Genomic DNA, 13,439 nt, shown 5'->3' with positions numbered 1-13,439 from the left:
CTTCCGGAGCCTGCCGTGACCGCCACCTACGCCCTGACCCTGCCCCGGCGTCCAGTTCCGGCCCCCGGAATGCGCCGCCTTCCCATCACCCCCCACGAACCGCCCTATGACGACGAGGCCGGCTCCTCGTCGGCCGGCGCCCCGACCCGCTCGTCGACAAGGCCGCCCCGACCCCGGGTGCGGCCGGCCGGACGCACCACCGCCGATCGTCCAGGCCGGCCCGTGACCGCCCCGGGAGGCGGCGGACGCCGCCGTGGCGGTGCGGACGGCCAGACCGAGCCCGGTGGCACGACGGTCGATCGGACTCCTCGGCACCTCGCCATGCCCGAGCGCACGGTCACGGGCACAGGCATGGGATCAGCGGCGTCACACGCGGTGCCGGGTCTCGATCCGGTAGCCGGTCCGCGGCCGGGACACCCCACCGGGAGTCGGACGAACCCACCGCCCCGGGAAACGGCGGTGGTCATCGTCAGAGCGATCGTCGAGACGCTCGGCGGGGTGCGCCCGGCCTCGCATCTCGCCGGATGGACGACGCCCCGCCTGCAGAACGATCTCGAACGCATCGTCGCCCAGACCACGGATCGCAGGCGGGGTCAGGTCCGCAGCGTACGGGTCAGCGAACCGCGCCCCGGAGTCGCCGAGGTCTCGGCGGTCATCAGCCGAGGTGCCCGGGTGGCCGCACTCGCGCTGCGCATGGAGTCGTCCAGCGGACGCTGGCGGGTGACGACCCTGCAGGTGGGTTAGTGCGGCCACCGGCCCCGGAGATGGATCACTCGGTGTTGCGGCGCGCCGGGTCGCCGTGGCAGCGCTTGTACTTGCGGCCCGACCCACACGGGCAGGGTGCGTTGCGAGCGGGACGCGTGCCCGCACCGGGCTGCGCCGTGCCGGCCTCGCCGCGGGCGGCGCTGAGCGCACCGTCTCCAGCCGGGCGGCCCAGTCCCGACCTGCCATCCACGGTCGTGACCGGCCCGGATCCACCGTCGACCGACGGCGCGGTGTAGCGCAGGCCACCGGTCGGCCGCCGCGGCTCGAGCCCCTTGACGAAGACCGGCGGCGGTGCGGACGGAACCGGTGAAGGGGGTGGCGGAGTCTGACGGGCCGCCGCGGGGCGAACGGGCTGCGCGTCCGCGACGGGACCGGCGCCGTCCGGAATCGTCGGCACCGCCGGAGCGGGCAGGGTCGCGGCTGCGGCCGGCGGTGCGGGAGCGGCGGACACGGCCGGCTCGACGCCCACCGACTTGGCGGCCTCCTCCTGCCCCGCGACCTGGACCTCGACGTTGAACAGCAGCCGGACGGACTCCTCCTTGATGCCCTCCATCATCGTCTGGAACATGTCGAAACCCTCACGCTGGTACTCGACCAGCGGGTCCCGCTGTCCCATCGCCCGCAGCCCAATGCCCTCCTGCAGGTAGTCCATCTCGTAGAGGTGCTCGCGCCACTTGCGGTCCAAGACCGCGAGGACGACCCGTCGCTCCAGCTCCCGCATGATCGGTCCGCTGTCGGGGCCGTCGCCGAGGTCGAGTTCCCGCCGGTCGTACGCCTCCTGCGCGTCGACCTGGATGTCCTCGAGCAGGTGATCGGCAGTGAGCCCGTCACGATCATCGACATCGGGTGCCACCACACCGACCGGGTAGAGCTGCCCGAGCGCCGTCCAGAGCGTGTCGAGATCCCACTCCTCCGGGTACCCGTCGGCGGTGGCGCCGCGCACGTATCCCTCGACGGTGTCGTCAACGAAGTGACGCACCTGCTCGTGGAGATCGGCACCGCCGAGGACCTTGCGGCGCTCCTCATAGATCACGGTGCGCTGCTTGTTCATGACCTCGTCGTACTTGAGGACGTTCTTGCGGATCTCGAAGTTCTTCCCCTCGACCTGGGTCTGGGCCGATCGGATCGCCCGAGTCACGATCTTCGATTCGATCGGGACGTCCTCGGGGATGTTCAGCCGATCCATGATGCCCTCGACCGCAGCCGCGTTGAACAACCGCATGAGATCGTCACCGAGGGAGAGGTAGAAGCGCGACTCACCGCGGTCGCCCTGCCGGCCGGCCCGGCCACGCAGCTGGTTGTCGATGCGCCGGGACTCGTGCCGCTCGGTGCCGAGCACGTACAGGCCGCCGGCGTCGACGACCTCCTCGTGCTCGGCCTTCACCGACTGCCTGGCCTTCTCCAGGGCCTCCTGCCAGGCCGCCTCATAGTCCTCGGGGGTCTCGATCGGCGAGAGGCCGCGCTGGCGCAGCTCGGCCTGGGCAATGAACTCCGGGTTACCGCCGAGCATGATGTCCGTACCACGACCGGCCATGTTCGTCGCCACCGTGACGGCGCCCTTGCGGCCCGCCTCTGCGATGATGGCCGCCTCCCGCTCGTGGTGCTTGGCGTTGAGCACCTCGTGCGGCACACCACGCTTGCGAAGCTGCTTCGAGAGGTACTCGGACTTCTCGACGCTGGTGGTGCCGACCAGGACCGGTTGGCCCTTCTCGTGCCGCTCGGCGATGTCCTCCACCACGGCGTCGAACTTCGCGATCTCGGTCTTGTAGACGACGTCCGGCTGGTCGAGCCGGATCATCGGCTTGTTCGTCGGGATGGGGACGACCCCGAGCGAGTAGATCTGGTGGAACTCGGCCGCCTCGGTCATGGCGGTACCGGTCATGCCGGAGAGCTTGTCGTAGAGCCGGAAGTAGTTCTGCAGCGTGATCGTCGCGAGGGTCTGGTTCTCCTGCTTGATCTCGACCTTTTCCTTGGCCTCGATCGCCTGGTGCATTCCCTCGCTGTAGCGACGACCGTGGAGCACGCGGCCGGTGAACTCGTCGACGATGAGAACCTCACCGTCGGTAACGATGTAGTCCTTGTCCCGCTTGTAGAGCTCCTTGGCCTTCAACGAATTGTTCAGGTAGCCCACGAGCGGGGTATTCACCGATTCGTAGAGGTTCTCGATGCCGAGCTGGTCCTCGACCTTCTCGACCCCGGACTCGGTGATGGCCACCGTCCGCTTGCCCTCTTCGACCTCGTAATCGACATCGCGTTCGAGCAGCGGGGCGATCCGGGCAAACTCCGTGTACCACCTGGTCGGATGATCCGCTGGACCGCTGATGATCAACGGCGTGCGGGCCTCGTCGATGAGGATGGAGTCCACCTCGTCGACGACCGCGAAGTTGTGGCCACGCTGGACGAGCTCCTCCGAACTCCAGGCCATGTTGTCACGGAGGTAGTCGAACCCGAACTCGTTGTTGGTGCCGTAGGTGATGTCGCAGGCGTACTGGGCCCGCCGGACCGCCGGCGGCATCTGCGGATGGATCACCCCGACGGTGAGGCCGAGGAAACGATGGACCCGGCCCATGTTCTCGGCGTCGCGCTGGGCGAGGTAGTCGTTGACGGTGATGACGTGCACACCCTTACCGGCCAGCGCGTTGAGGTAGGTTGGCAGGGTCGAGACCAGCGTCTTGCCCTCACCGGTCTTCATCTCGGCGATGTTGCCGAGATGAAGGGCCGCGCCCCCCATGATCTGCACATCGAAATGCCGCTGGCCCAGCGTGCGCCGCGCAGCCTCGCGCACGGCGGCGAAGGCCTCGGGTAGCAGGTCGTCGAGGGTCTCCTTCCCGTCCGCGAGCCGCTGGCGGAACTCGTCGGTCATGCCTCGCAGTTCACCGTCGGACAGGCCGGTGAAGTCGTCCTCGATCAGGTTCACCTGCTCGGCGATCGCCTTGAGCTTGCGCAGGATCCGGCCCTCGCCGGCACGCAAGATCTTGTCTAGTACCACGGGCGAAACTCCTCCGGCAGGCGCGTCGGCGAGGTCACCGACTCCACGATGCTAGCCCTTCGACAGCCGCCTACAACATCCATCCGCGCGCGGTTCCTCCGGCTGGGACCGGTGAGGAGCGGGCGACGGGAAGGGGTGCCGGCGAGCGAGGCCAGGGGTCGTACGGACGGGAACGACCAGAACGGGATGACAACACGGCGTGCATGGTCCGCCCATGCCACGCCGCACTGTCCAACGACCGGGAGCGCGGATGGGTGCCCTGGATCGGCGGCAACGGTGGCGGCCGGTGCAAGGTTGGAGTGTGGCACCTCTCGAACCGGCGGAGATCACGGCGGGCCGCCTACATCTGCGCCCCTGGCACCCCCGGGACGCCGACGCCGTACACCTGGCCTGCCAGGACCCGGAGATAAGCCGGTGGACGAGAGTCCCGACGCCGTATCTGTACCAACACGCGGTGGACTTTGTCTCACGCCAGTCGCCGCAGAGCTGGGCCAGCGGGACCGGGGCGCTGTTCGCGGTGGTGGATGCCACGACCGAGCAACTCCTTGCCTCGGTCGGACTGACGGATCTCTCCGGCGACGGCGACGCGAAGATTGGTTACTGGTGCGCGGCGCCGGCGCGCGGGCGGGCAGTGACCTCCCAGGCCGTTGCCGCGCTGACCCGCTGGGGTTTCGGAGCTCTGGGGCTGGCCCGGATCGAGTGGCGGGCCGCGGTGGGCAACCTCGCGTCCCGCCGCGTGGCCGAGAAGGCCGGTTTCACCGTGGAGGGCACCCTGCGCCGGGCCCTGCTGCTGGGCGACGGTAACCGGAGGGACTGCTGGGTGGGATCGCTCCTACCGGACGATCCCGCGCCGCGGTGACGCCCCCCGACCGGGCCTCAGGTGATCTCGAGCAGCTTCTCCCGGACCGCGTACACGACCGCCTCCATCCTGGAGTGCAGCTGGAGCTTCTCCAGGATGTTGCGGATGTGGTTCTTGACCGTGTTCTCACTGATGTAGAGCTGCTTGGCGATGTCACGGTTGTTCATGCCCTTGGCGACGAGCCGCAGCACCTCCATCTCCCGGTCGGTCAGCCGGGGGGTAGGGAGCTGCGGACGGTCATCCTTGTTCTTAATCATGGCTGCGAACTCGCTGAGCAGCTTCGACGCCATGGACGGGCTGATGAGGCTCTGCCCCCCGTACACCGCGCGGATGTCCGCGGCGACCTCGTCGATAGAGATCTCCTTCAGCAGGTAGCCCATGGCCCCCGCCTTAATCGCGTCATAGAGGTCGGCCTCCTCGTCGCTGATGGTCAGCATGACGATCTTGGCGCTCGGGACAGCCTCCTTGATGGCGCTCGTGGCGTCGATCCCGCCACGGCGCGGCATCCGCACATCCATGAGCACGATGTCCGGCGCCATCTCCTTAGCCATGGTCACCGCCTCGGCACCGTCCGCGGCCTCCCCGACGACCTCGATGTCAGCCTCCTGCCCCAGCACCATCTCCAGCCCACGCCGGAACAGCGCATGGTCGTCAACGATCAGCACCCGGATGGGGTTCGCCTCCGATGGCGTCGGCAGCCTCTCCTCAGAGCGCTGCTCCTCCACCGTCATCTGACCTCCCTGGACCACTGCCCGCGGCGCACCGCCCCGCGTGCCTCCACGCGGGGCGGTGCGCCGTGTACTCCGACACCCGAGGCAAATGGTCGCACGTCGGCCGGCGGACTCGGCCTTCAGATCGTCTAAACGGCGGCGGCCGAGCTCACGAAGGCGCCTCGGGTTGGCGACGGCCGCTCGTCCCGCTGGTCGGCGCCTCCCGGCCCCGACCTGCCGGCCGCCGCCGAACCGGACAACCGGATGACACCGTAGTCGTAACCGACCCGCCGGTAGACAACGCTGGGGAGACCAAGATCGACATCGAGGAAGAGATAGAAATCATGCCCCACCAGTTCCATGTTGGACAGAGCCTCCTCCAGCGACATCGGCTCCGCCTCGTGGGTCTTCTCCCGGACAATCAGCGGAGCCTGCTCGCTCTGCTCGCCCGCACCGATCCTGGCGGTGGATTCGTCGGCCGGGGCGGCGACGACCGGCCTGGATCCGCCGCTGCCACTCCTTCCGGCGGCACCGGCCTCCTCGGCACCGGTCGGTAGGGCAGCCGCCGGCTTCGTGCCCTCCAACGGCATGAGACTGCCGAGCGGAACCGAGGTGATCCCGGTCGGCTTGGCTCCAGCGTGGTTGGCGTGGTGGCGGACCCGCCGGTCGGCGGCCCGGCGCAGCCGCTCGGCCAGTTTGCCGGCGGCCAGGTCGAGGGCGGCGTAGCAGTCGGCCGCGGCGGCCTCGGCCCGGATCACCGGACCCCGTGAGTACACGGTCAGCTCGACCCGGTCGCAGACGTCGGACAGCCGGGGGTTGCGTTCCTTCGACAGCTCGACATCCACCCGGATGATGTTGGAATTCAGCCGTTCCAACTTGGCGATCTTGGCCTGGACATGATTGCGGAACCGTTCCGGAACCGCGGTGTGCCTGCCCTTGACCACGATGTCCACGCGATCCACCTCCTGTTCGCCTGTCCGACGCCCACGGCCCTCGCCAAAGCTGCCGACCGTGCGCCGGTGTCTCGGAGCTTCCGGAGGGAACCGTCTCCGCCGGGCCGAGACGATCCCCCGGGCGCCCTATCTACGGTTGTCGCACCTTCCCAACGTTCTGCGGCTGGCTGCCCGCATTCGGCTCCCTTCCCTTCAGCGGCGGCGCTACTCCGTCCGCCGGCCCGGTATCCGCACGACGAGTGCACTGCGACCGACAAGTGGTCACTCCCGCTCCGTCGGGCCACTCGGCCGTTGCGCCGACTGCCTGGTCAGGCGGTGCGTACTGGTAGTTTCACCCCGACGGCCCCGTCATTGCGAGCAAGCGGTCCCGTCCGCGCGTCGGGCTCGAAGCAGCCACCACGGCGACGGCGCTCGCCCGCAGGGCGCCGGCTCGTAGGGCCCGTACCGCCTCACCCGCTGTGGCTCCCGTCGTCAGTACGTCGTCGACCACGACGATGCACGGGTCCGCGGGAGGTCCGTCCGAAAGATCGTCGGCGGCCCGCACCAGCCGGGCCGTGCGGGCAGGACCGACCAGGCCGAAGGCGCCCGTGAGGTTGACGAACCGTGCCGCCGCCCCCAGCCCGGCTTGGTCCGCCGTGTGCCGCACCGGCCGCAGCACGGGAGCGATTCCGACCCGGTGCCCGCGTCGGCGCAGGACCGCGGCCGCCACGGAACACAGCAGCTCTAGGTGGTCGAAACCACGCCGACGCCGCGCGGCGCGGTTCGAAGGCACCGGGACCAGCACCACACCGCGCCCGCGAGGACAGCGACCGGGATGCACGTCGGTGGCACCCCCCGCGCCCGACGACACCGCCCGCGCTACCGCGCGGGCGAGCGCACCGCCCAGCGGACCGGCCAGGTCGCGCCGGCCACGCTCCTTGTAGGCGAGAAGGAGCGCCCGGACCCGGTCGGCATAGCGGGCGGCGGCCAGGCACGGCGGCAGCCCTCGCCGCCACGGGGTGGCCAGGGAGCCCGCGGCGGCGAGGAACACGGGACCACGAAGCTCGGCGACACACGCCGGGCACGCCGACGCCCCCCAGCCGCCGCATCCGGCACAGGCAAGCGGCATGATCAGATCAGCGAGAATCGCAAGATTCCTGGTGAGCAGGGACAACGTGGCTCGAGGCATGACAGGAAGGATCAGCCGCAGGTCGCGGGCCGACCAGCCCCGAGTGGTGATCTGTGGATACCGCCCCCGGCAGTCGCGAAGCGGCTGTGGACAATCCCGGGCGACGCGGTCGGCCACCGGCCCCGCAGCCGAGGTGGGGCCGGCCTGGCCGGCACATCCCGGCCGGCACATCCCGGCCAGACCGCGTAATTCCGCCGGCACCGCCAGCATCCATCCTGGCCGAGAGCGCAGAATCCTCACAGCGGCCGCGGCATGCCCACCACAAGCACGGCATCCTTACCTCGACACCTCGAACCTCGACACCGACCGCGACGAGTGGAGACACACCGATGGCCGACGGACCCGGTTGGGCCTCGCCCGGCACCCCGCCGCCCGGCGCCCCGCAGGGCCCGTGGGGACAGTGGCGGTGGGGCCCGGCCGTCCCGAAACCGGGCATCATCCCGCTGCGCCCCCTCGCTCTGGGCGAGATCCTGGACGGCACGTTCGCCACGATCCGCACGAATCCCGGCGCGACCGTCGGGGTGACGGTGGCGGCCGCGGCGGTGGTGGAGACGGTGTCCACCACCGTCGCGATCAGCGGCGAGGACGCGTCGCCGGGCGCCAGGGCCGCCATCACCGTCGCGATGCTCGGTCTCGATCTCATCCTCGGGCTCTTTCTTTCCGGGGTGCTCAGCGTCGTGGTGAGCGAGGCGATCCTGGGAAGCCGAATCACCACAATCGACGCGGTCCGACGGGTCGCGCCGCGGCTGCCCGGCCTGCTCGGCCTCACGGTCATCGTGGCGCTGTCGGTGGTACTGGGGCTGATCGCGCTGCTGGTCGGGGCGATCGTCGTCGGGGTCTACCTGGCGCTGGCCACGCCCGCGTACGTCCTCGAGGGCGGCACCGTGCGCGACGCGCTGCGACGGTCGATCGCGATCGTGCGTGGATCATGGTGGCGGACGTTCGGTATTCTGCTGCTCGCCATGCTGGTGGCGGGGTTCCTCGGTGCGATCTTCGCCATCGCCGCCAGCATCGTGATGGCCTCCTCCGAGTCGGTGTTCGGCGACCCGATCAGGGGTGATCTCACCGTCACCGGCTACATCGTCCAGGCGATCGGCAGTCTGCTCGCCACCGCGATCTCCACGCCGATCGTCTCCGGAGCCGTCGTCCTGCTCTACGTCGACCTCAGGATCAGACGCGAGGGTCTGGACGTGACCCTCGCCGAGGCGGCCCGCGCCCGCACCGCCGGCCTGCGGCCCTCCGGATGACGCTCGGCGGTCCCGTCACTCGGGACGGAGCTCGGGAGGAGGCTCGACGGGAACTTTCCAGGCACCTCTACAGAAATTCCGAACCCAGCTGGTGGAGCCGGGCGGTCCGGTGGATCGACGACAGGATCGGGGATCTGGTCCACTGGCTGCTCCCCGGCGGAGACGGCCCCGGCGGAGGGTCGGGTGGTCTCGGGGTCTTCGCGCTCGTCCTCGTACTCGTCGTCGTGGCGGTGGCGCTGCGGTGGTGCCTCGGCCCGGTGCGCCGCAGCGCGCGTATCAGGCGGGAGGATAACGACCTGTCCAGTTCGTCAACCGCGGCGCAGCTGCGTGCCGAGGCGGACGGCCACGCCGCCGGCGGAGCCTATGCGGAGGCGGTTCGGTCCCGGCTACGGGCCATCGTGCGGATGCTGGAGGAGAAGGACGTGCTCGATCCGCGCCCCGGCCGTACGGCCGGTGAACTCGTCGAGGAGGTGGCGAGAATCGCGCCGTCCCCCGCCGGCGGGCAACCCCGGGGCGGAACAGACCGGCCGGGCGCGACGACGGGCGCGGCGGGCGGTGGACCCGGCACGGAGTTCGAGCCGACCGCGGCGCTCGCCGCGGCGGTCGAGGTCTTAGCGAGATCTGGTACGGCGGGCGCCCGGGGTCCGCGGCCGGCTACCGGGTCCTGGTCGAGGCCGACCGCGCCCTGATCCAGCTACGTCGCGGCACAGACGGCACGGGCGGCACGGGCGGCACGGGCGGCACAGACGGCACCGGCGGCACCGGCGGCGCGGGCGGCACAGACGGCACCGGCGGCACCGGCGGCGCGGGCACCCTCGCGGTCCCGGCATGACCATCCCCGGCGCCCCGGCGATCACCGGTGACCATCTCGGTGGCGGCGGGACGGCCGGCGGCCGGTCCGGGCGGGGGTCGCCGAGCGCGTTGCGCAGCGGTCCCAGGCCCCCAGCGGTGCGCCGCGGGATCCTCGTGGTGGCCGTCCTCGGCGTCCTGGTCCTCTGTTACGTGGTCGTCTCGGCGCTGGCCGGGCGGCCCGACGGCCAGGCCTACCTGGACGTGGCCTCCGCCGAGCCCGGAGGAACCCGGGCCCTGGCCGAGATCCTGCGGGCACGCGGGATCATCGTGTCCGCCACAGACAACCCTTCCGGCGGCCGGCGGCAGGGGCCGAACCCCGGTGGTCCGGGCGGCGGGGTCGGTCCAGCCGGGGCGGGCGGCAGGGCGACGCTGGTCGTCGTCCATCCGGGACGACTCACCCATGACGAGCTGATCGCCCTGCTCGGACGGGTCTGGCAGGGCGCCGACGTCGTCCTCGTGGCGCCGGACGCCACGGTGCTCGGTGCCCTGAATGTCGGGGTGGTCACAGCAGGCTCCGCGCCCAGCGGCGAGCAGAGTGATCCACGGTGCCTCCTACCCGAGGCGACCACGGCCGGAACAACCTCGATCGGCGCCGACGAGACCTTCACCCGCCAGGGCGACGGAGCCGGTCTCGGCGACATGGCGGTCTCGTTGTGCTACGGCGACCCGCACGGCGAGGCACGCCTCGCCGTGCTGACCCCCACCCGATCGGGCTCACCACGCGCCGGTGGCGGGCGGCTGCTGCTCGGCTCGGCGGGGTTCCTCACCAACGAGCACCTCGGTCGCACGGGGAACGCGGCGCTGGCCCTCGGCCTGCTCGCCCGGCAACCCGTACTGTCCTGGATCACACCCAACGCGGGTGGGGCCGGCGGGGTCGGCACGAAAAGCATGATGGATCTGCTGCCGTCCGCCTTCTGGTGGACCTTTCTGCACATCGTCGTCGTCCTGGCGCTGCTGGCGCTGTGGCGTGGCCGGCGGCTCGGGCCGCCGGTGCCGGAGCCCCTTCCGGTGGTCGTCCGGGCGGCCGAGACGGTCGAGGGACGCGGGCGGCTGTACGCGGCGGCACACGCCCGGGACAGGACCGCCGACGCGCTGCGGGCCGGGACGCGCGTCCGGCTGGCCGAACGGATGGGCCTGCCCCTGACCTGGACCCCTGCCGGTTCCCTGAGCCCCGATCCCGTCGCTCTGGTGACCACTGCCAGCGAGCAGACGGGACGGTCACCCTCGGAGATCGGATCGCTCCTGTACGGTTCGGGCATGCCGCCGCAGACCGCCGGACCGCCCGGTCACCTCGGGCGGGCCAGGGACTGGTACCAGTCAGGCCGTTACCCGGCCGAGAACGGACAGCGGGCGGCATCCGGCGGAACCGGACGGTATCGCCGACGGCGGATCCGAGCGGACCGCCGCGGCGGGCGTTCCCCGGGCCGGCGCCGGCGCCCCTCGACGCGATACGCAGGACGCGGCGCTGCTGGCGCTGGCCCACGCGCTCGACGAGCTCGATCGACAGGTAGGCATACGGTGACATCCCCACGCATCGACGCGCCGACGACAGCCCCCCGCCCTCGACCGCATCGTCGTCCGCCGCGGCGCCGGGTCCGGGAGAGCAGCCGGCACCACCGGACACGCAGACGGCCCGCCGGGCCCTGATCGCGCTGCGCGGTGAGGTGGCCAAGGCGGTGATCGGTCAGGACGCGGCGGTCAGCGGGCTCGTCATCGCCCTGCTGTGCCGGGGACACGCACTGCTCGAGGGGGTGCCCGGCATCGCGAAGACGCTGCTGGTCCGCACGCTCGCGACCGCGTTGGCACTGGACACCAAGCGCCTGCAGTTCACCCCGGACCTCATGCCCGGCGACGTCACCGGCTCGCTGGTGTACGACAACCGCAGTTCCGAGTTCACCTTCCGGGAGGGCCCGGTCTTCACCAACCTCCTGCTGGCCGACGAGATCAACCGGACTCCGCCGAAGACGCAGGCCGCCCTGCTGGAGGTGATGGAGGAGCGTCAGGTCAGTGTGGCGGGCGTCCCGCGGCCGCTGCCGGCCCCCTTCGCAGTCCTCGCCACCCAGAACCCGATCGAACATGAGGGCACCTATCCGCTTCCCGAGGCGCAACTCGACCGCTTCCTGGTGAAGGTGACGCTGCCACTGCCACCCCGCGACGACGAGGTCCGTGTCCTCGCCCACCATGCGGACGGGTTCGACCCCTCCGACCTGCCCGCCGCGGGGGTCCACCCGGTCGCGGGGCCAGCGGACCTCGCGGCGGCCCGCGCCGCGGTGCTCACCGTCGCAGTCCACCCGGAGGTGCTGGCCTACATCGTCGATCTGGCCCGGGCGACCCGCGCGGCACCGTCGGTACAGCTCGGGGTGTCCCCCCGCGGCGCCACCGCGCTGCTGGCGACGGCCCGGGCCTGGGCGTGGCTGTCGGGACGCGGCTATGCGACCCCCGACGATGCCAAGGCGCTGGCCCGGGCGACCCTGCGGCACCGGATCAGCCTCCGTCCGGAGACCGAACTGGACGGCATGACGGCCGACGTCGTGCTCGAACAGGTACTCGCCACCGTTCCGGTGCCCCGGTAGGCGGAAACGGTGGCGATCACCGGCCGTACCGTCGCACTGGCCCTGTTCGGGGCGCTGGTCGTCGTCCTGTCCCCTGCCCCGGGCCTGACCCTCGTGCTGGTCGACCTGGTGGTGGTGGGCTTGGTCGCCCTCGACCTCGCCCTGGCGGGTGGGGTCCGCACGCTGGAGTTCAGCCGCTCCGGACCGACCGCCGGGCGGCTGGGTCAGCCCGTTCCGCTGGTGCTCGGCGTCACGAACGGCGGCACCCGCACGGTGCGTGCCCACATCCGCGACGCCTGGCCGCCGTCCTCGGGGTCCCGGCCGCGGGAGCACCGGGTCACCGTTCCGGCGGGGGAGCGGCGCTTCCTGGAGACGACGCTGCATCCGACCCGGCGCGGCGACCGGGAGCCGTTCCGCATCACGGTCCGTTCGCTGGGGCCACTCGGCCTCGCCGGCCGGCAGGGACGGCATCACTGCGCATGGCGGGTCCGAATGCTGCCGCCGTTCACGTCACGCCGCCATCTGCCGGCCGCTCTCGCGCGGCTGCGGGAGGTCGAGGGCGAGGTCGCCATCCGCGGCGCGGGCGCCGGCTGCGAGTTCGACAGCCTGCGGGACTATGTGATCGGCGACGACGTTCGGCTGATCGACTGGCGGGGTACCGCCCGGCGCGGGACCGTCGTCGTCCGTACCTTCCGACCGGAGCGTGACCGCAGGGTCGTCTGCGTACTCGACACGGGTCGGACCTCGGCCGGGCGAATCGGCGATACCCCCCGCCTGGACCACGCGCTCGACGCCGCGCTGCTGCTCACCGCGGTGGCGCTACGCGCGGGTGACCAGGTGGGTCTCGTGGCGCACGACAGCGTTCCTCGGATCACCCTGCCAGGCGGGCACGATCACGGGTTGCTCGCCCGGATGAGCGACGCGATGGCCACCCTGGAACCGGCCCTGATCGAGGCCGATCATGGCGGAATCGTGTCGACGGTGCTGCGCGGGACTTCGCGGCGGTCCCTGGTCGTCCTGTTCACCGACCTGGTACCGGCGGTGATCGAGGAGGGGCTGCTCCCGGCTCTGCCGACGCTGGCCGCGCGGCACACTGTCGTGGTCGCGGCGCTGCGCGACCCGCGCGTGGACGAGATGACGACCGGCCGAGGTGACGTCCGTGAGGTGTACGCGGCCGCGGCTGCCGAACAGACTCTGCTGCGGCGACGGGAGCTCACCGAGACGCTGCGCCGCCGCGGGGTCGAGGTGGTGGACGCACCGCCGAGCGGCTACGCGGCGGCCGTCACCGACACCTACCTCACCCTGAAATCCCTCGGCCGGCTCTAGCGGGAGTTTCCTAGATCT

At 71.3% G+C, this 13,439-nt stretch carries 11 protein-coding genes; 7 read left to right on the top strand and 4 right to left on the bottom strand.

Annotated features, from left to right (window positions below; genetic code table 11):
- Nucleotides 1–744 (top strand): Rv3235 family protein (locus tag AC08OX_RS08625; protein ID WP_476607326.1); only part of this gene is annotated, 744 nt, incomplete at its 5' end.
- Nucleotides 745–769: 25 nt separating this feature from the next.
- On the opposite strand, the gene secA is transcribed toward AC08OX_RS08625, so the two are convergent.
- Nucleotides 770–3,754, bottom strand: a complete 2,985-nt coding sequence (gene secA, locus AC08OX_RS08620; RefSeq protein ID WP_476607325.1) for a preprotein translocase subunit SecA — start codon at nucleotides 3,752–3,754, stop codon at nucleotides 770–772.
- Nucleotides 3,755–4,055: 301 nt separating this feature from the next.
- Here secA and AC08OX_RS08615 point away from each other — a divergent pair, with 301 nt between their 5' ends.
- Complete coding sequence (locus tag AC08OX_RS08615; RefSeq protein ID WP_035940907.1) at nucleotides 4,056–4,613, top strand: GNAT family N-acetyltransferase; 558 nt, start codon at nucleotides 4,056–4,058, stop codon at nucleotides 4,611–4,613.
- A gap of 17 nt (nucleotides 4,614–4,630) precedes the next feature.
- Here the strand turns inward: AC08OX_RS08615 and AC08OX_RS08610 are convergent, their stop codons facing one another.
- The 3 genes from AC08OX_RS08610 to AC08OX_RS08600 all read right to left on the bottom strand — a co-directional run bounded on the left by AC08OX_RS08610 (nucleotide 4,631) and on the right by AC08OX_RS08600 (nucleotide 7,444).
- The gene (locus AC08OX_RS08610) at nucleotides 4,631–5,344 is read right to left on the bottom strand and encodes a response regulator (RefSeq protein ID WP_476607324.1); all 714 of its coding nucleotides are present in this window, start codon (nucleotides 5,342–5,344) and stop codon (nucleotides 4,631–4,633) included.
- A 128-nt stretch (nucleotides 5,345–5,472) separates the two neighbouring features.
- Complete coding sequence (gene hpf / locus AC08OX_RS08605) at nucleotides 5,473–6,276, bottom strand: ribosome hibernation-promoting factor, HPF/YfiA family (RefSeq protein WP_476607323.1); 804 nt, start codon at nucleotides 6,274–6,276, stop codon at nucleotides 5,473–5,475.
- 331 nt (nucleotides 6,277–6,607) lie between these two features.
- Entirely contained in the window at nucleotides 6,608–7,444 is an 837-nt protein-coding gene (locus AC08OX_RS08600; protein WP_476607322.1) for a ComF family protein, read from the bottom strand.
- 329 nt (nucleotides 7,445–7,773) lie between these two features.
- Between AC08OX_RS08600 and AC08OX_RS08595 the strand changes: the two genes are divergently transcribed.
- The 5 genes from AC08OX_RS08595 (at nucleotide 7,774) to AC08OX_RS08575 (ending at nucleotide 13,421) form a co-directional block, all read left to right on the top strand.
- Nucleotides 7,774–8,691 carry a DUF7847 domain-containing protein gene (locus AC08OX_RS08595; RefSeq protein WP_023839914.1) on the top strand — a complete coding sequence of 306 codons (918 nt, stop codon included), beginning with the start codon at nucleotides 7,774–7,776 and terminating at the stop codon, nucleotides 8,689–8,691.
- Nucleotides 8,688–9,380 (top strand): DUF4129 domain-containing protein, encoded by a 693-nt coding sequence (locus AC08OX_RS08590; RefSeq protein WP_476607321.1) that lies wholly within the window; start codon nucleotides 8,688–8,690, stop codon nucleotides 9,378–9,380. Before AC08OX_RS08595 ends, AC08OX_RS08590 begins: the two co-directional genes overlap by 4 nt.
- A gap of 139 nt (nucleotides 9,381–9,519) precedes the next feature.
- Complete coding sequence (locus AC08OX_RS08585; RefSeq protein WP_476607320.1) at nucleotides 9,520–11,190, top strand: DUF4350 domain-containing protein; 1,671 nt, start codon at nucleotides 9,520–9,522, stop codon at nucleotides 11,188–11,190.
- On the top strand, nucleotides 11,187–12,116 hold the full coding sequence (locus tag AC08OX_RS08580) for an AAA family ATPase (protein WP_476607327.1): 930 nt from the start codon (nucleotides 11,187–11,189) through the stop codon (nucleotides 12,114–12,116). Before AC08OX_RS08585 ends, AC08OX_RS08580 begins: the two co-directional genes overlap by 4 nt.
- Before the next feature lie 9 nt (nucleotides 12,117–12,125).
- Nucleotides 12,126–13,421 (top strand): DUF58 domain-containing protein, encoded by a 1,296-nt coding sequence (locus tag AC08OX_RS08575; RefSeq protein WP_476607319.1) that lies wholly within the window; start codon nucleotides 12,126–12,128, stop codon nucleotides 13,419–13,421.
- Nucleotides 13,422–13,439 lie beyond the last annotated feature (18 nt).

The sequence above is a fragment of the Frankia sp. CoBUL1 genome, from assembly GCF_978021245.1.
This window is presented reverse-complemented; position numbering and strand designations above follow the sequence as displayed.

Excerpts from the sequence above, each read along its gene's own strand:
- AC08OX_RS08610 (WP_476607324.1), bottom strand. The coding sequence starts at position 5,344 with ATGACGGTGGAGGAGCAGCGCTCTGAGGAGAGGCTGCCGACGCCATCG.
- AC08OX_RS08585 (WP_476607320.1), top strand. The coding sequence starts at position 9,520 with ATGACCATCCCCGGCGCCCCGGCGATCACCGGTGACCATCTCGGTGGC.
- AC08OX_RS08595 (WP_023839914.1), top strand. The coding sequence starts at position 7,774 with ATGGCCGACGGACCCGGTTGGGCCTCGCCCGGCACCCCGCCGCCCGGC.
- AC08OX_RS08590 (WP_476607321.1), top strand. The coding sequence starts at position 8,688 with ATGACGCTCGGCGGTCCCGTCACTCGGGACGGAGCTCGGGAGGAGGCT.
- AC08OX_RS08600 (WP_476607322.1), bottom strand. The coding sequence starts at position 7,444 with ATGCCTCGAGCCACGTTGTCCCTGCTCACCAGGAATCTTGCGATTCTC.